This window comes from Rhodoflexus caldus, assembly GCF_021206925.1.
GTDB lineage: Bacteria > Bacteroidota > Bacteroidia > Cytophagales > Thermoflexibacteraceae > Rhodoflexus > Rhodoflexus caldus.
Genome location: NZ_JAJPRF010000003.1, coordinates 12,570 through 29,823 on the forward strand (window position 1 = coordinate 12,570; position 17,254 = coordinate 29,823).

Here is a 17,254-nt window from a genome sequence, read left to right on the forward strand (position 1 = left end):
TTTTATGTATGACTAAGCAACTGCCCGTCTTTAAGTGTCAGTTTGTTATCAATGATACTGTGCTGTTGCACCAAAGGGTCGTGGGAGGTAACAATAATGGTTTTGCCTCCTTTTTTCAGTGAGGTAAATACGTCCAGAATTGCCGCTGCCGTGTGGCTGTCCAGATGCGCGGTAGGCTCGTCGGCAAAAACAATGGTAGGATTGGCTGCCAAGGCTCTTGCAATAGCGACGCGTTGCTGTTCTCCTCCCGACAATTTTTCTATGGGCGATTCTATTTTATGTATAATACCCGCACTTTCGGCAGCTTTTTCCACGGCTTTTTTCAAGCTGTTATGCGAAAGCCCGTAAGGAATGAGCGGAACGGCAATATTGGCACGTACCGTAAGCCCTCTGATGAGATGAAACTGTTGAAACACCATGCCAATATGTTGGCGGCGGAAGCGTGTCAAAAATTTTTCCGGCCAGCGCGATACCTGCTCGCCGAGGCAGTAGTAAGCTCCTTCGGTTGGCTTAGCAAGACAAGCAAGGATGGAAAGCAATGTGCTCTTACCCGAACCCGAAGGGCCTGATAAGAGCACACATTCACCCGCTTCAATCGTCAAACTGATGTCTGTCAGGGCTTTTACTTCGTTGCTTTCTCCGCCGTTAAAAACCTTACTGATGCCTATGGTTTCTATAACAGGCATGGATGCAGCTATTGTTTGTTGGCGTTTTGTACTTTTTCAATGTCTTTGGCTTCCAGTACATCTTTGATGTTCATGCGCTGGTTGTCTTTGTAGGCAACAATCCAAGCATCTTTCACACCCATTTTGCGCAGGTACTTTTTAAAGTTATCGGCTTCCCAATAGTCGCGGAAGTGTCCTAAGGTGTATTTGTAAGCACCATCGGAATCCTGTTCAACGGAAAAATTTTTGTTGTTATCCTTGAACATGCTTGCGTCTATTTTACTGTAAACGCCTACCTGCACGCGGAACCATACGCCTTTGGTGTATTCGGAATAAGAACCTTCCACCTCGTTTTCGTCGCGGCTTACCCTTGCGGAGTTACCGCTGCCTCCGCCTCTTGCGGCTGCCAGTTCGTTGCGCAAGGCTTCTATTTCAGCGTCTTTATCGGCAATAATCTTACCCATATTGACCAATTGGCGTTTCATACCTTCGGCTTCGCCTACCAATTCGGCTTTACTGTTCACCAAGTCGCGATATGCCAACGGGTCTAACTCGTTCTTTTTCTTTTTCCACTTTTTGATTTCTTCCTTGTTTTTTTTGTCATCATTTTTTTTCTGCGCCACAACAGGAAGCACCGCTGCCGAACTTAAAAACGCGAACAGAAAAAAGGCGTAAACCGGTTTCATAACTTTATTAGCTTTGGTTGTGTGAATCAATACTTTAACACCAATTTGATAGCATATATTAAGCCAAAAACAAAATTTATTTGAGGCTGCCAACCATATCGGCGGGAACCACCCACTGGTCATATTGCTCGTTGGTCAGCAAGCCCAGCGCAAGAGCAGCTTCACGCAACGATGTGCCCTCTTTGTGTGCTTTTTTGGCAATTTTAGCGGCATTGTCATAGCCAATGTGCGGATTCAGCGCAGTTACCAGCATCAAAGAGTTTTCCAGATGGCGGGCAATGACTTCATGGTTAGGTTCAATACCGTCAGCGCATTTTTCGGCAAACGATACGCAGGCATCGCCCAGCAGGCGGGCAGACTGCAATACGTTGGCTGCAATCAGCGGTTTAAATACGTTGAGCTCGAAATGCCCCATAGAACCGCCTACGCTTACGGCTACGTCGTTGCCCATTACTTGCGCACAAACCATTGTTAAGGCTTCGGGCTGTGTCGGGTTCACTTTGCCGGGCATGATAGAGGAGCCGGGTTCATTGTCGGGGATGATGATTTCGCCAATGCCGCAGCGTGGGCCGGATGAAAGCATACGGATATCGTTGGCAACTTTCATGAGGGCTACTGCCGTGCGTTTCAGTGCACCGCTCAGTTCTACCATTGCATCGTGGGCAGCCAGCGCTTCAAACTTATTGGGAGCTGTTACAAACGGATAGCCCGTCAGTTCAGCAATTTTTTTGGCCACCAGCACATCGTAGCCTTTGGGCGTGTTGAGTCCCGTACCTACGGCAGTTCCGCCGAGCGCTAGTTCGCGCACTGCTTCCAGCGCGTTTTTAATGGCGCGGATGCTCATATCTATTTGCTGAACATAGCCGCTGAATTCCTGCCCCAACGTGAGCGGTGTGGCATCCATAAAGTGTGTACGGCCTGTTTTCACAATCGGCATGAAGGCCTGAGCCTTGGCAGCCAGACTGTCGCGTAGGCGTTGCAAACCGGGCAGTGTAATTTCTACTACCTGCTTGTAGGCGGCAATGTGCATCGCCGTAGGGTAGGTGTCATTGGAAGACTGTGATTTATTGACGTCGTCGTTAGGGTGCAGTACCTTTTTCTCGTCGGTGAGCTGACCGCCGCTGATAACGTGTGCACGATAGGCAATCACTTCATTAACGTTCATGTTGCTTTGCGTACCCGAGCCGGTTTGCCAGATAACCAGCGGGAACTCGCCGTCTAATTTTCCGGCCAATATTTCATCGCATACCTTGCCAATCAAATCGCTCTTTTCTTTGGAGAGAACACCCAATTCGTAATTGGCGAGTGCAGCAGCTTTTTTCAGGTAAGCAAAGGCATAAATCACCTCTTTGGGCATACTGCCTTCCGGCCCGATTTTGAAGTTATTGCGTGAGCGCTCGGTTTGCGCACCCCAGTACTTATCGGCAGGTACTTGTACCTCGCCCATTGTGTCACGTTCTATGCGGTAATTCATCGGTGAAACGGGTTTAATTCATTCCGACAAATTTAATGGAAGAAATCGGGATACGTGCAGGTGAGGTGAGATATAGATACATAGGTGAATTTTAACTCACACCCCCGAAAGCCGACTTCTTGCATCATCCCATCGTTTGAGCAAGGGATACGTAAGAACGGCCACCAGAATAATTGCTGCACCCATGTAGAAGCCGCCGGTCAGTTGTTCGTGCTCGTTAAAAAATACTGCGGCCAGCAAAATACCGTATACAGGTTCCAGATTAACGGTCAGATTGACCGCAAATGCCGTCAGTCGTTTCATGAGTTCTACCGACGCCGCATAGGCATATACCGTACAAGCCCATGCCAAAACCATAATCCAAACCCAGTCCGTTGCCTGCGGAATCAGTTGCAGGGGTTCGCCATTGTTGAGAAAATGCTGATAAATCGGTAAACTGATGAGTGAAACCAACCACGCGCCTATCATTTCGTAGAAAGTGATGGTTTGGTGGTGGTATTTTTTGGTAAATCGGCTATTGATGACCGTAAAAACAGAGGCTAAAAAGGCGGAAGCCAGTGCTAAGGTAAGCCCCAGCATCTGATTGAACTCAAATCGGAAAATGACATATAAGCCGGCCATGATGACCAGCCCGCTGACTACTTCGTACCACTTCACGGCTTTTTTGTTCACAAAAGGCTCCAATACAGATGTCCAAAGGGAGCAGGTTGCCATGCCTGCCAAACAAATGGAAGCATTGGCCACCCTTGCAGAGGCAAAAAACAACACCCAGTGCATCCCAACAATGGTGCCGGTAAATATCAGGCGAATGATGGCTGCACCGTCCAATTTCACCGATTGTTTACGGATGAGCAGGATGGCACCCAAACCCGCTATTGCCAGCAGTGTGCGGTAAAAAACCAGTTCCAACGCCGGAATGCTGATAAGCAGCCCCAGAATAGCGGTGAAGCCCCACAGCAATACGATGAAATGCAGTTGCAAATAGTCTTTGAACATAACGGAAGAGTCTTATCGCGGAACAGTCTTGTACATAATAATTGCCAGCACACCAAACAGCAGCGGCGGTGCCCAAGCCGCCATAAAAGGTGAAACGGAACCCGCCTGCCCCAAACTCATAAACATCCGCGCCAAAATGATGAACAGAAAGGCTATCAGAAAACCAATGGCAATTTGCACGCCTGACCCTTGCCGCGACTTGCGGGCAGATACAATCACCCCCATGAACGTCAGGATGATAATGGCAAAAGGATAGGCAAATGCCATATTTTTTTGTACCAGAAAAATACCAACCGCTGTATTGCCCCGCATCAATTGTTCTTCCACATACGCGTTGAGTTCAGGTATGGTCAGTTCTTCGTGCAGCAGGTGCGTGCTTTCAAAGTCTTTGGGCGAAAGGCGCAACAGCGTATCCATTTTTTCACCGTATTTCAGCACTTCGCGTTCGCCGTTGAACTGATGGAGGCGATAGTTTTCAATAGACCATTTGCCGCTTGTGCTGTCCCAACGGATGCGCTCGGCACTGAGCTTCTCCATGAGCTGATTGCCTATGATGCGTTCCAGCGTAAACTGATAGCCGGTTTGAGTAAAGTTATTGTAGTTCTGCATGTAGGCGTAAGCATCGGGGGCTACGCGGAAATGCACGTTGGTGGCATCGTAGAAGTAGCGCTCTTTGATGAAGGCGCGCTCAAATGCCACCCGCGACTTGTTGGTAATAGGCACCAGATAGGTGGTGCCTGCAATGCTGATGGCTGCCAACAATGCCGCACCCAGCATATAGGGCACCAACAGGCGCATAAAACTCACCCCGGAGGCCAGCATCGCAATAATTTCCGTGCGATTGGCCAACCGCACGGTTACAAAAACCGTTGCCAAGAATACAATAATTGGGCTGAGCAAATTGGTCATGTAGGGAATGTAGTTGATGTAGTAGTGTTCAACAATAAACCCTAACGATAACTTATTGCGATAAAAATCCTGACTTTTTTCGCTGTAATCAATCACGCAGATAATAGCATTGAGCATGATGACCACATACACAAACGTGCTGAGGAACTTTTTCAGGATATAGGCATCTATCAGTTTGAGGCGCATGGCAGTTTAGTCCAACACAAAAGTTTGTCCTTTTTCGGGCATGGCCACTTGTTGGTAGCCTTCGGTTGAAAGCAGGGTACGGAATGCTTCCATTGAATCGGTTTCGCCATGCACCAAAAATAGCTGTTTCAAACGGTCGGGTGCCTGTTGTTTAACAAACTTTATCAGGTCGTCTTGGTCGCCGTGCCCGCTGAAAGCATCGGTGTACTTCACTTTGGCAAGTACAGGGATTTCTTGGTCGCCCACGCGGAGCGAGGGAATACCGTCCAGCAGTTGTCTGCCAAGTGTATTTTCGGCGCTGTAACCAATCATCAGAATGGTACAGTAGGGGTTAGACAGGTTGTGGCGAATGTGGTGCTGAATGCGCCCGCCTTCCAGCATACCCGAAGAAGAAATGATGATACAGGGCTCGCGGTAGTTGCTGATGGCCTTGCTGTTTTTCAGGTCTTCCACAATCACCAGATTGTCAAAATCAAAAAGGGTATCGTGGGTTGCCAGAAAATCGCGGGCATCTTTGTTGAGCATTTTGCTGTAGCGCGCGTAGATTTTCGTGCTTTGCAGTGCCATCGGGCTGTCGGAAAACACCTTGATAGGTGGCAACCGCCTTTGCGTAGCCAACTTGTTGAACGTATAGAGCAATGACTGCGTGCGGCCTACACTAAACGACGGGATAATCAGCCTGCCGGGCTTCTCCACACAGGTTTCTATGATGGCTTTTTCCAGCTCTGCCTCCACTTCTACGTTGGGCGTATGATTGCGTCCGCCATAGGTACTTTCGCAAATCAGGTAATCTACTTGCGGAACAGGCGAAGGGTCGGGCAGCAGCGGGTAGTTATAGCGCCCTATATCTCCCGAAAACAGAATGCTGCGCTGTTTGCCGCCCTCATTTACTTCTATGAGAATATTGGCAGCGCCAAGCAAATGGCCGGCAGGTATAAATGTGATGTGCAATCCTTTTTTAACCTGAAAGCGCTGATTGAAAGCGATACCGACAAAACTATCCATCGCTGCATCCACTTGTTTTTCAATGTACCACTCGTTCACTACGTTGGGCGGCGGCAACTGCTTCTTCTTTTTCTTTTTGGAAAGATTTTGCAGCCGGCGGCGGTGCAATGCAGCCGAATCGGTCAATAACAGGTGGGTGAGGTCTATGGTAGGAGAAGTACACAGCACTTGCCCTTCGTAACCTTCGCGATACAGATTGGGAATATTTCCCGAATGGTCTATGTGGGCGTGGGTTAATAATACCAGATTGAGCGTACTTGCATCAAACGGAAAAACTGACCCCGGAAATGCCTGCGGCAACTCTTCTTCTTTGCCGCGTTCTCTGTCCATATCAAAACCGCAATCTATCAGGATGCGATAATCGTCTTCCAATTCCAATAAATACATGCTGCCCGTAACCTGCCGGGCAGCCCCCCAAAATGTCAGCTTCATTCTCTCAAAATATCTTTAACAGTATGTCTGCGCGCAAACCCGACAGGTTTTGGAAACCCGTCAGGTTTGCCTCAACTCAATAAGCCCGCTCATGCGAACCTTCCATAAACTTGATAAACGCCTTATTAACAATGTAATTACCGCCCGGCGTAGGATAATCACCCGTAAAGTACCAGTCGCCGATATGATTGGGGCAGGCACGATGCAGATTCTCTACGGTTTGGTACACCACCTTCACTTCTGCCTGAATGTGTGGCTGCTTTACTATCTGCGCCACTTTATCGGAAATTTGCTCGTAGGTGAACGGCGCATAAATTTCCTTCACATGATTCACTATTTTGTGGCTTTCCAGCTTAACGGCATCCAAACATTTCTGATAAACCTCTTCCAGCAAATAAAGTTTTTTGTGTTCCTTCAACAGCTCGCGTGCGGCACGGAAAGCAACAAACTCTTGCATACGCGACATATCAATGCCGTAACAATCGGGAAAGCGAATCTGTGGCGCGGAAGAAACTATCACAATACGCTTGGGCTCTAATTTTTCCAGCATATTGATGATGCTTTTCTCTAAGGTGGTGCCGCGCACAATGGAGTCATCTATTACAACAATGGTATCCTGCCGCTTTTTGATAACCTCGTAGGTGGTGTCGTACACGTGCCCTACCAAATCGTCGCGATGCGCATCATCGGTAATGAAGGTGCGCAACTTGGCATCTTTAATCACCAATTTTTCCACTCGCGGACGGAACGAAAGCACCGATTCCAAGTCTTTGGCACTGAGTTTTCTCTCGGCAATGGCTTTCTTTCGCTGCTCAATCAGAAACTCCTCTATGCCCTGCATCAAGCCCAGAAAGGCTGTTTCGGCCGTGTTGGGGATGTAGGAAAAAACGGTATTATTCAGGTCGTAGTCAATGGCTTTCAGAATTTGGTCGCGGAGCAAATAGCCCAAGGCCTTCCGTTCCTGATAGATTTCGGGGTCGTTGCCGCGTGAAAAATAAATGCGCTCAAAACTGCACGAACGCTTGGGCAGCGACTCGGTAAACGGCAACATCCGATAGTCGCCTTCTTTGTCTATAATCAGCGCGTGGCCGGGCGTAATTTCCTGAATCTGGTTGTATTGGCAACCAAAAGCCGTTTTGATGGCGGGTTTTTCGGAAGCAACAACTACTACCTCATCATCGGCGTAATAGTAGGCCGGACGAATGCCGGCAGGGTCGCGTGCGACAAATGCTGCGCCGTAGCCTGTCAAACCGGCCATGGCATAGCCGCCGTCAAAGTCTTTGCAGGCACGCTGCAATACGCGCTGCAAGTCAATGTGTTTTTCCAGCAGCGTTGTAATCTCTTGATTGTCAAAGCCCTGCTGATTGTAGTGGTCGAACAGGCGTTGGTTTTCGGTATCCAGAAAATGTCCTATTTTTTCCAGTACGGTAACTGTGTCGGCTTTGGCTTCGGGGTGCTGACCTAAACTGATGAGTTTTTCAAACTGTTCATCTACGTTGGTCATGTTGAAATTGCCTGCCACAATCAGATTGCGGCTTCGCCAGTTGCTGCGGCGGATGAACGGGTGCACACTCTCAATGCCATTGCCGCCAAACGTTCCGTAGCGCAAATGCCCCAGCCATAACTCGCCGGTATAAGGCACGTTATTTTTTAACCAGTTGGCGTTCAGGTATTTGTCAGGATACTTTTTCTGTATTTTCCGAAGCACTTTACCCACTTTTTTGAAAATGTGTGCGATGGGCTGAGCTTTCACGGAACGCACCCGATGCATGTACGGATTGCCGGGGCGCGGATTGATGACGATGTTTGCCACACCGGCACCGTCCTGCCCGCGGTTGTGTTGCTTTTCCATCAGAAGGTACAGGCGATTAATGGCGTAAGCAGGTGTGCCGTATCGCTCAATATAATAGGAAAGGGGCTTGCGAAGCCGAATCAGCGCAATGCCACATTCATGGCGGATAAAGTCGCTCATGCGAAGGCTAAAAATAAAGAAGTGCAAATGTACACCTTTTCCCATAGTTTTCTATGGGCTGTTTGCAGGTGATTGGCAATTAGCAGAACCTTTATTTGATAACGGCTATCGCCTCAATTTCAATCAGCACTTCGGGGTCGTAGAGTGCTTCTACGCCTGCGAGCGTACTTGCAGGCGGCTGCTCCATATTTAGGTAGTTGCGGCGAATTTCGCGGATGCGGTTGCGGCGCTCAATGGTCAGCCCCACTACGTAGGTATTCATTTTTACCACATCGGCAAAGGTTGCACCGGCGGCTTTCAGGGCTGTTTGCAGATTTTCAAACACCTGCCTCGCTTGTGCATCAAAGTCATTTTTGCCCACTATCTGCCCCTGTGCATCGGTGGGCACTTGCCCCGAAAGGTAAATGGTTGTTCCGCCGCTTACTTTGACCACATGTGTATAGCCGGGCGGCTTAGGCCACTCCGAAGGATTGATAAATTCTACCACCTTGGGTTGTTGTGCATGAGCAGCTATACCCACAAACGTAAAGATGGTAATCAAAAAGAGAGTTTTCATGGTTATTAACAGTAACGTTAAATGAGTGTTCTGCTCCTCAAATCTGCACCGCTTACCCCGCCGAAATAACCGAAAAACCGCCTTTCAAGTGGTTTTCGGCAGCCTGCAACAGGTCATCGGTTGTAATTTTATTCAGCGATGAAACATAGTGATGGTAGAAGTCTTCGGGTAGCCCGTGGTGATAAATGCCTTTGTAGCGATTGGCTATGGCAAAAGCCGTATTCAGCGAACCAATAAACGACCCTTGCATATAGTTTCGCACCAAATTCAACTCATCGGTATCTATGGGCTGCTCAATCATCCCCGCTATTTCCTTGTGGATTTCACTGATGGCCAGCTCGCGCAAATCCTTCTTTACATCTGCGCCAATTACCAGATAAGATGCCTGTTGCAGCGTAACCAGATTGGCATAGATGCCATAGGTAAGTCCTTTTTCTTCGCGAATGTTTTGCATCAAGCGCGAGCCGAAATAGCCGCCTAAGGCTTCTACAAGCAAGGAAAGCGTAAGGTAGTCCCTGCTGTTTTTGCCCTGTTCCAACACAATGATTTTGCCAATGCGAATAGAACTTTGCACAGCGTTTTCCTTCGGCTGATAGAGGGTAACAGGTTCAATGGCCGGTGCATGGCCGCTTAGGGTTGGTGCCGTAACATGACTCACGGGCAATGTACCCAGCGTTTCGGCAAACAGTTGCACATCGTCGGGCTCAAACTGCCCTGCCGCAATTATCTCAAAGGATTTTCCTGAATAGTACTGTTCATAGAATTGCTGCACCTCTTCTTGCGAACTGTCGAGCAACTGCTGCTCGGTGATAACGCTGCCGTAGGGATGCGTTGCACCAAAAATGCTCTCCCTGAACAAGTTAGTGGCTACGGTAGCCGTTTTTTCTAAATTGATGCGGATGCCCTGAGCAGTAACGTTTTTCAGTTTTTCTAACTGACGTTCGGGGAAAACAGATTCTGCAAGCATTTCCTGCACCAATCCAAGCATCGGGCGCAAGTGTTTGTGCAGGCAGTAAAACTCTACTTCGCTGTGGTCGAGCCCGGGGCTGAGTTCCAAAAACGCACCCATTTGGTCTATGGCAGCCATGAGCGATGCAGCAGAACGATGCTTTGTACCTTCTGCCAACATTTTATTGGTCAGATAGGCAACGGCGCGCTGCTTGCCTGCCAACCTGCCCGTATTGAAATTGAGTTGTACATTAACGGTTGGCTGAACGCCTGCATTAATCAGTCGCAGTCGGATGCCATTGGGCAATATAAAAGTTTGCGGGCGTACCAAAGGAAAATCTTCTAAGGCAAACGCCTGAGGCGCAATTGTACGGTCTAAGGGTTGTTCCATAAGCAAAAGTACGAGTTTCCGACGGGTTGAATGATACAGGTCATCTTTTCCATTGACCAATACAGCGAAATTTGCAGCCAAAACGCCCAAATGAGCCCATTATGAAAACGCTCTGTTACTCTCTTAAACCGTTTGAACGCCCGGGCATGGTGCAGGCCAACCATCGCAAACACGAACTGATTTTCAACGAACAAAGCCTTTCTTTGGAATCGGCAGCACTTGCCGAAGGCTGCGAAGCCGTTTCTATTTTTACTAACGATGATGCTTCGGGAGATGTGCTGAAAGCACTTCACAGACTCGGCGTAGGGTACATAGCCTTGCGCTCGGCAGGGTATAACCACGTAGACTTAACAACGGCACGCCGATTGGGCATTCGCATTGCCAATGTGCCGGCCTATTCGCCCAATGCCGTGGCAGAGCAAGGCGTAGCACTGCTGATGGCACTCAACAGGCGAATCGTAGAAAGCCAGTGGCTCATGCAAATGCAGGATTTTCGCTTAGATACACTTACAGGCTTCAATATTCACGGCAAGACCGTTGGTATTATCGGCACGGGGCAAATAGGGATGGCTTTTGCCAAAATTATGAACGGCTTCGGCGTTCGGCTGCTTGGCTTTGACCCGCAACAAAACCCCGAGGCAGCCGCTATCGGCCTAACCTATGTTTCGTTGGAGCAACTGCTGTGCGAAAGCGATATTATTTCCATTCACTGCCCGCTGAACGAGCACACCCAATACATGATTGATGAGCCGCAATTTGCACTGATGAAAGAAGGTGTGTATATTGTCAATACGGCACGCGGCGGCATTGTGCGCACATCTGCACTTATCCGCCACCTGTCGGCGGGCAAAGTAGGCGGAGCCTGTTTAGATGTGTATGAACGCGAAAAAGGCTTGTTCTTTTTTGACCACAGGCATACCATTATGCAGGATGAAGAGTTTATCCGCCTGCGCAGTTTTAAAAATGTGCTGATAACAGGTCATCAGGGTTTTTTAACGGTAGAGGCCTTGCGCAATATTGCAGATACTACCATTGAAAACTTGGACGCATGGGAGCAGCACGGACGTTCGCCAAACGATTTGACAGACTAATAACTCATTAAACACATGAAGTATTCTCTCTCTTTGGGCAAAATTCTGGGCATCCATGTACAAATTCACTGGACATTCCTCATCCTCATCGGCTGGATTGTAATAAGCAACCTGAGCGCAGGCAACAGCACCGAACAAACGCTTTGGGCAGTCCTTTTTGTGCTTACCATTTTTGCCTGTGTAACGCTGCACGAATTTGGTCATGCACTGGCGGCACGTCGCTACGGCATTGAAACACAAGATATCACCCTTTTGCCTATCGGAGGCTTGGCACGGCTGGCTTCCATGCCCGAAAAACCGATGGAAGAACTGGTTGTTGCACTGGCAGGCCCGGCAGTGAATATTGTCATCTCTGCGCTCATCTATCCATTTCTGCATATATCCGAAGGAACGGAAATTTCCCTCAACCTGCGCGCTGTTGATGGCGATACTTTTTTGCTGAGTCTGATGGCCGTCAATTTATGGCTGGCACTGTTCAACATGATTCCTGCTTTCCCGATGGACGGGGGGCGCGTACTGCGTGCATTGCTGTCGTTCCGCATGGAGCGAGCAGCGGCAACCCGTGTAGCTGCTGCTATCGGGCAATTTCTTGCCATTGGTTTTGTTATTTTGGGTTTCCTTGGCAATCCCTTCCTGATTTTTATCGGCTTTTTCATATTCCTTGGTGCACAGGGAGAAGCCGAACTTGCACAGACCAAGTCTGCTTTGCAGGGCTATCGGGTAGCTGATGCAGTGATGCACGACTTCATGACTTTGCAAACTTATCAGCCATTGCAGGCAGCGGTAGATTTACTGCTCAACGGGCAATCGCGCAATTTCCTCATTTTAGACCAAGACCGCCCCGTAGGTACGCTCAGCCGCGATGAAATTGTACGGGCACTTTCACAATACGGAGCCGAAGTGCCTGTAAGTCAGGTAATGAACCCCGAGCTGGTATTTTTACAGGCTGAAATGCCTCTGGAAATTGCTTGGCAGAAAATGCAGCAACACCGCATAGAGTTTGCGCCGGTTATGCACCAGCAGCACCTGTTGGGCGTGTTAGATGTAGAAAACATCGCCGAGTTTATGATGGTACAAAGCGTGCTGAAATCATCGGAAGCACGCAGCAACTTTGCAGCAAAGCCTGTATAGTCGCTCTGTGTGTAATTTTTTCAGCTTTCGGTGAATCTGCCGTACTTTTAGGTACAATTTTTATGGTATTCATGCTGTACCGTAAATTTAGATATCTTTGAAAGTCTGATTTGTACCATCCCAATGACTCATCGCATCGTACGATATTTACTGCTGTTTTTTGCTTTGTTCGTAGCTGTTCCTGCCTTGCTTGTTGCGCAAACTCCAAACCCCATGCAACAAAGGCGACAGGAAGAACTCAACGTACTGAAAGCTATTTTTGAACAAATGGGGGGCGCAAGCTGGACAGGTGCCGGTATGCCTTGGCCTGTAAATGCTAACAATGCGGTTTCCACTTTTCATACATGGGCAGGCATTACCTGCGAACCCAACGACAGTACGGGGCGCATCGTTAAAATCAACTTACCGGGCAGGAAGCTCACAGGCAGGCTACCTGCTGATATCAACAAACTAACCGAACTGACCGAATTAGACCTTTCCGATAATGCGATTACAGGCACCATACCACGGGAACTTGCCACTCTCACTAAAATTACCTCTATCAATCTGAGTAAAAACCGCATTACCGGCATTCCGAGTTTTGCTACGGTTACTTCCCTGCGAACGCTTAATGTTGCGAATAACAACTTGGCATTTGACAGTTTTGAGCCCAACATAGGCAGAGGTTTTACGCTGACACCGCAAGACAGCATCGGGCGCGACACGGTGATTGTGCTCAACGAAAAAGATGCTTTTCGCTTCAATGGTGAAATCGGAGGCACAGCCAACGTTTACCAATGGCTGAAAGACGGGCAGCCTTTCGGCTCAGCCAGCCCTAATGCAGGAATTCTGGATTTTCCCGATGTTGCACGCAACCTGCATCAAGGGCGCTTTGTGCTGCGCGTAACCAATCGGTTGGTTTCGGGGGTTACATTATTCCGACGCACTGTCCGCATTATTGTTACACCCTGTTTTATTACCGGTTCACGCATCGGCCCCAACCAAACCGTTTATTGCGAAGGAGCACCCGTGCCCACCTTCACGGGCGAACAGGCATCGGGGGCTGTGGGCACGCTGCGCTATCAGTGGCAACGCTCTACCGACAGCCTCACATGGACAGATGTAGGGCCTAACAGCAAAGATTACAGGCCAACTGTAATCGGTCAAAGTATCTATCTGCGCCGATTGGCACTCGACGACCGCTGCGTAACCGATACGAGCAACGTCATACGCGTGCTGTTTGTGCCGCGTATCCGCAACAATGTGGTGGAATCTTCTTATATCTATTGCCCCGGCGACAGCATCCGCACATTCAGAGGAACACGCCCCGTAACAGGAGGAGACGGCAACTACCGCTACCAGTGGCAAAGTTCTAAGAATCGCATAGATTGGTCAGACGAGGACGCAACTGCCAACTTCCGACCACAGGCACTGCAAGATACGACCTATTTCCGCCGCATAGTTTCCGACCGCTCCTGTGCCGTAGATACAAGTAATGTTATCCGAGTGGTAGTAGCCCCTGAGTTTGGCCCCAACTTAGTCGGGTTTGACCAAATCCTTTGCCCGGGGCAGCGACCGCGAGCCCTGCGCGATACCGTCCGCTTAGACTCTACCACCGTTCGCGATACAGTAAACTTCCGATTCCTTTGGCAACGTTCCTTAGACCGTCGCGCATGGGTACGTGCCGATTCGCTCACCCGCGCCGATACTTTTTCCGTATTTCAGCCGCGCGTACTGGCAGCAACCACCTATTTCCGCCGCTTAGTAATCGGCCCTTGCGTTACCGATACAAGCAACATAGTTACCCTCTCCATTGCGCCGCCTATTGAAGGAAATTTTATTGAAGCAGACCGAGAAACCCTTTGCGACAATGATACATTGCCTATCAAGCTGCGCGGCATCATCCCCGAGCCCAAAGGCGGAGGCGGACAGTACAGCTACATCTGGCAAAGCTCGTTAAACGGGCGCGACTGGAACAATCGGGCTACCTCCGACACGCTCGATTTGTTCATCCGCAACGTATCCGATACTACCCTCATCCGCCGCATTGTACGGAGTCGCTGTTTTACCGATACAAGTAACATTGTTCAAATCAACCGTGCGTTTGACTTTGGAGAAAACAAGGTTACAAGCGGCAATTTGACTATTTGCCTGACCGACAAACCGCCGACCATTCAGGCAACACGTCCGCAAGAGCGCGGCAGATTCAATATTCAGTGGCAAATTTCGCCCGATTCGGTCAATTGGGCGAATGTAGATTCCACCCTCAGCCGCCGCGACTTAGGCAAGGGGGTAGATTATACGCCCGATACCTTGCGCCTTTCGCTGCAATATTTCCGAAGGCTGCTTAACAACGGCTGCCGCACCGATACAAGCAATGCTGTTTCGCTTCGGGTTGTTCCGCGACTGGCCGGCAACCGCATAGCACCTGTTACGCAGGAAGTTTGCGAGGGCAATCCTATTCAGGCACTGCGCGGGCAACAACTGACCGGCGGCGGCGGCAACTATCGCTATCGTTGGGAGGTTTCCACCGACAGTGTGCGTTGGGCATTGGCCGATACCTCTGCCGTATTCCAACCGCAGGGACTGGTACGCACCACGCTCATCCGTCGCATTGTGCAAGCCGCCCATTGCAGCCCCGACACGAGCAATATGGTGCAAATACGCATCATCAACCGCTTGGAAAACAACCGCATCCGCGACAATCAGGAAATATGCTTCGGGCAAAAACCCGATACGCTGCGCGGCAGCGTGCCCGTGGGCGGCGACGGACGCTATGACTACATTTGGCAGCGCGAAGTAAGCCCCAACGTTTGGATATCCGTTGGAGCAGAGCGCGACCACTTCCCCGATGTGGTACAAACTACCCGATTCCGCCGCATTGTTTCTACCCAATGCTTTACCGATACAAGTCAGGTTGTCAATGTGTTTGTTACTCGTCCCATCCGCAACAATATCATTCTGACAACCAACCTGACCATTTGCAAAGGGGCACAGCCTGATACCATTAAGGCTTCTATTCCGCAAGACGGCACAGGCGTATTTGAGTATCAATGGCAAATTTCTACCAACCGCACCACATGGCGCGATATCCCGCGCGAAGTAGGGCCGTTTTTAGTACCCCCAACACCGGATAGTACAAGTTTTTATCGCCGCATTGTGAAAAACAAATGCTTCAGCGATACCAGCTTATCGGTACCCATACGCGTACTGCCTTTGCCACGCGTCAATGCGGGGCCTGATACAACGGTTATATTTGGCAGAAGCGTTCGGCTGCGGGCAACAGGCGCAAGCAGATACGTATGGACACCCAAAGAAGGGTTAGACAACGATTCTATTGCTACACCGCTTGCAAGCCCGCGCGTAACTACTCGGTACATTGTGCGCGGTATAGATGCGGCAGGTTGCGTCGGACAGGATACCATAGAAGTGCGAGTAGCCACCGACCCCGAACTACTGGTTGATATTGTGGATGTGATTACACCCAACGGCGATGGGCTGAACGACTTTTTGCACGTGAAGAATATAGAACTGTACCCTCAAAATACGCTGATAATCTTCAATCGCTGGGGGCAGGAAATTCTCCAAAAACGCAACTATACCAACGATTGGGACGGCACCATAGACGGCAAAGCACTACCCACGGGTGTGTATTTCTACATTTTCAGGATAGAAGGCACCTCGCGACCAAAGACGGGTTCATTCACGTTACTCAACTAAAACTATGAAAAAATTTTTACTGATATGGGTATGCGTTATTGGATGCGTCTCTTTCGCATACGCCCAGCAAGTGCCACTGTACAGCCAGTATTTTCATAACCCGTTTATCTACAACCCCGCATGGGCAGGGCTGGATAAGTTTGCTTCCATGAACCTGACCTACCGCCGCCAGTGGGAAGGCTTAGAAGGTGCACCACAAACCATACTTGCCACCTTAGACCTGCCTTTCTATGAAAACAAGGCAGGGTTTGGCATTAATGTGTACCAAGACAGAATCGGGTTATTTCAGCAAAACAAAGTACAGTTCAGCTATGCTTACCACCTTTTCGAGCTGTATGAAAACAGTTCCGTTTTCTCATTCGGACTTACCGGCGGGCTTGTTACCAATCGCATAGACTTCAACAATGCCTATATCCTGAATCCTAACGACCCGCAGTTGCTCAACAATACAGGCAACTACCAAGGCGTAGAATTTACCTTCGGCTTGAACTATATCTTTCAAGACAAGTTTCAGATAGGCTTTACTATGCCTCAATTTCTTACAACAGGTATCCGCACCATTGACAACGGCACTAATGATATTGATTTACAACCACACTTTTTGCTTGCAGCCAAGTGTACGCTGAAAACCTACGATGAAATCCATCGGATAGAGCCGATGCTGATGTTGCGCAAGGTGGGTAACGTGCCGCTGCAATTTGATGTAGGTGCACAGTACACATGGAACAATACCCTTTGGTTCAATGCGGCATTCCGCACCAGCTACAGTGCCGTGGCTGCTCTTGGCGTAAACGTGAAGAACTTCCGTTTCGGATTCTCCCGCGACTTTGGCGTTTCCGAGTTGCAGGGAGCAGTAGGCAGCACCAACGAAATTATGCTGGGCTACAAATTTAATCACCTGAAAACCAAGACTTACGGTGCACCAAAAGGTCGCTCCAACACTAACATAAGACGCAAGGTAGAGCATCCTTCCAAACCCGGCCCTGTTTATCGCCCCAACAACATACATTTGAAGAAAAATCCTAAAAAGAAGCCCAACGTGAATCTGCGCTCACGTCGCCGGACTAACTGATTTTGTGTATGCGGGTATTTTTGTTGATTGGTTTACTATGG

General features: G+C 49.2%; 13 protein-coding genes. 4 read left to right on the top strand and 9 right to left on the bottom strand.

The genetic code is table 11. The annotated features are described in order from the left end of the window. Positions 1–2 precede the first annotated feature (2 nt). The 9 genes from NDK19_RS04325 to NDK19_RS04365 form a co-directional block, all read right to left on the bottom strand. Positions 3–686, bottom strand: coding sequence for an ABC transporter ATP-binding protein (locus NDK19_RS04325; RefSeq protein ID WP_250630621.1), 684 nt, complete (start codon positions 684–686; stop codon positions 3–5). Positions 687–694: 8 nt separating this feature from the next. Beyond that, entirely contained in the window at positions 695–1,351 is a 657-nt protein-coding gene (locus NDK19_RS04330; RefSeq protein ID WP_250630622.1) for an Ezrin/radixin/moesin family protein, read from the bottom strand. A gap of 76 nt (positions 1,352–1,427) precedes the next feature. Next, positions 1,428–2,825 carry a class II fumarate hydratase gene (fumC, locus tag NDK19_RS04335; RefSeq protein ID WP_250630623.1) on the bottom strand — a complete coding sequence of 466 codons (1,398 nt, stop codon included), beginning with the start codon at positions 2,823–2,825 and terminating at the stop codon, positions 1,428–1,430. A gap of 96 nt (positions 2,826–2,921) precedes the next feature. Next, on the bottom strand, positions 2,922–3,821 hold the full coding sequence (locus NDK19_RS04340; RefSeq protein WP_250630624.1) for a DMT family transporter: 900 nt from the start codon (positions 3,819–3,821) through the stop codon (positions 2,922–2,924). A gap of 12 nt (positions 3,822–3,833) precedes the next feature. Beyond that, positions 3,834–4,916 (bottom strand): LptF/LptG family permease, encoded by a 1,083-nt coding sequence (locus NDK19_RS04345; protein WP_250630625.1) that lies wholly within the window; start codon positions 4,914–4,916, stop codon positions 3,834–3,836. 6 nt (positions 4,917–4,922) lie between these two features. Beyond that, entirely contained in the window at positions 4,923–6,353 is a 1,431-nt protein-coding gene (locus NDK19_RS04350) for an MBL fold metallo-hydrolase RNA specificity domain-containing protein (RefSeq protein ID WP_250630626.1), read from the bottom strand. Between the two features lie 76 nt (positions 6,354–6,429). Continuing rightward, positions 6,430–8,325, bottom strand: coding sequence for an amidophosphoribosyltransferase (locus NDK19_RS04355; protein WP_250630998.1), 1,896 nt, complete (start codon positions 8,323–8,325; stop codon positions 6,430–6,432). A 91-nt stretch (positions 8,326–8,416) separates the two neighbouring features. Continuing rightward, entirely contained in the window at positions 8,417–8,881 is a 465-nt protein-coding gene (locus tag NDK19_RS04360; RefSeq protein ID WP_250630627.1) for a RidA family protein, read from the bottom strand. Between the two features lie 52 nt (positions 8,882–8,933). After that, on the bottom strand, positions 8,934–10,220 hold the full coding sequence (locus NDK19_RS04365; RefSeq protein WP_250630628.1) for a M16 family metallopeptidase: 1,287 nt from the start codon (positions 10,218–10,220) through the stop codon (positions 8,934–8,936). A 101-nt stretch (positions 10,221–10,321) separates the two neighbouring features. On the opposite strand from NDK19_RS04365, the gene NDK19_RS04370 reads away from it, so the two are divergent. From NDK19_RS04370 to NDK19_RS04385, 4 genes are all read left to right on the top strand, one after another. Beyond that, the gene (locus NDK19_RS04370) at positions 10,322–11,311 is read left to right on the top strand and encodes a 2-hydroxyacid dehydrogenase (protein WP_250630629.1); all 990 of its coding nucleotides are present in this window, start codon (positions 10,322–10,324) and stop codon (positions 11,309–11,311) included. A gap of 15 nt (positions 11,312–11,326) precedes the next feature. Continuing rightward, positions 11,327–12,442 carry a site-2 protease family protein gene (locus NDK19_RS04375; protein WP_250630630.1) on the top strand — a complete coding sequence of 372 codons (1,116 nt, stop codon included), beginning with the start codon at positions 11,327–11,329 and terminating at the stop codon, positions 12,440–12,442. Between the two features lie 123 nt (positions 12,443–12,565). After that, complete coding sequence (locus NDK19_RS04380; protein WP_250630631.1) at positions 12,566–16,141, top strand: T9SS type B sorting domain-containing protein; 3,576 nt, start codon at positions 12,566–12,568, stop codon at positions 16,139–16,141. Between the two features lie 4 nt (positions 16,142–16,145). Continuing rightward, a complete protein-coding gene (locus tag NDK19_RS04385) occupies positions 16,146–17,213 on the top strand; it encodes a PorP/SprF family type IX secretion system membrane protein (RefSeq protein ID WP_250630632.1) in 1,068 nt (355 codons plus the stop codon). Positions 17,214–17,254: the final 41 nt, after the last annotated feature.

Bases quoted from the DNA above. Each gene is read 5' to 3' on its own strand.
- NDK19_RS04325 (WP_250630621.1), bottom strand. From the start codon at position 686: ATGCCTGTTATAGAAACCATAGGCATCAGTAAGGTTTTTAACGGCGGA.
- NDK19_RS04330 (WP_250630622.1), bottom strand. From the start codon at position 1,351: ATGAAACCGGTTTACGCCTTTTTTCTGTTCGCGTTTTTAAGTTCGGCA.
- fumC (WP_250630623.1), bottom strand. From the start codon at position 2,825: ATGAATTACCGCATAGAACGTGACACAATGGGCGAGGTACAAGTACCT.
- NDK19_RS04340 (WP_250630624.1), bottom strand. From the start codon at position 3,821: ATGTTCAAAGACTATTTGCAACTGCATTTCATCGTATTGCTGTGGGGC.
- NDK19_RS04345 (WP_250630625.1), bottom strand. From the start codon at position 4,916: ATGCGCCTCAAACTGATAGATGCCTATATCCTGAAAAAGTTCCTCAGC.
- NDK19_RS04350 (WP_250630626.1), bottom strand. From the start codon at position 6,353: ATGAAGCTGACATTTTGGGGGGCTGCCCGGCAGGTTACGGGCAGCATG.
- NDK19_RS04355 (WP_250630998.1), bottom strand. From the start codon at position 8,325: ATGAGCGACTTTATCCGCCATGAATGTGGCATTGCGCTGATTCGGCTT.
- NDK19_RS04360 (WP_250630627.1), bottom strand. From the start codon at position 8,881: ATGAAAACTCTCTTTTTGATTACCATCTTTACGTTTGTGGGTATAGCT.
- NDK19_RS04365 (WP_250630628.1), bottom strand. From the start codon at position 10,220: ATGGAACAACCCTTAGACCGTACAATTGCGCCTCAGGCGTTTGCCTTA.
- NDK19_RS04370 (WP_250630629.1), top strand. From the start codon at position 10,322: ATGAAAACGCTCTGTTACTCTCTTAAACCGTTTGAACGCCCGGGCATG.
- NDK19_RS04375 (WP_250630630.1), top strand. From the start codon at position 11,327: ATGAAGTATTCTCTCTCTTTGGGCAAAATTCTGGGCATCCATGTACAA.
- NDK19_RS04380 (WP_250630631.1), top strand. From the start codon at position 12,566: ATGACTCATCGCATCGTACGATATTTACTGCTGTTTTTTGCTTTGTTC.
- NDK19_RS04385 (WP_250630632.1), top strand. From the start codon at position 16,146: ATGAAAAAATTTTTACTGATATGGGTATGCGTTATTGGATGCGTCTCT.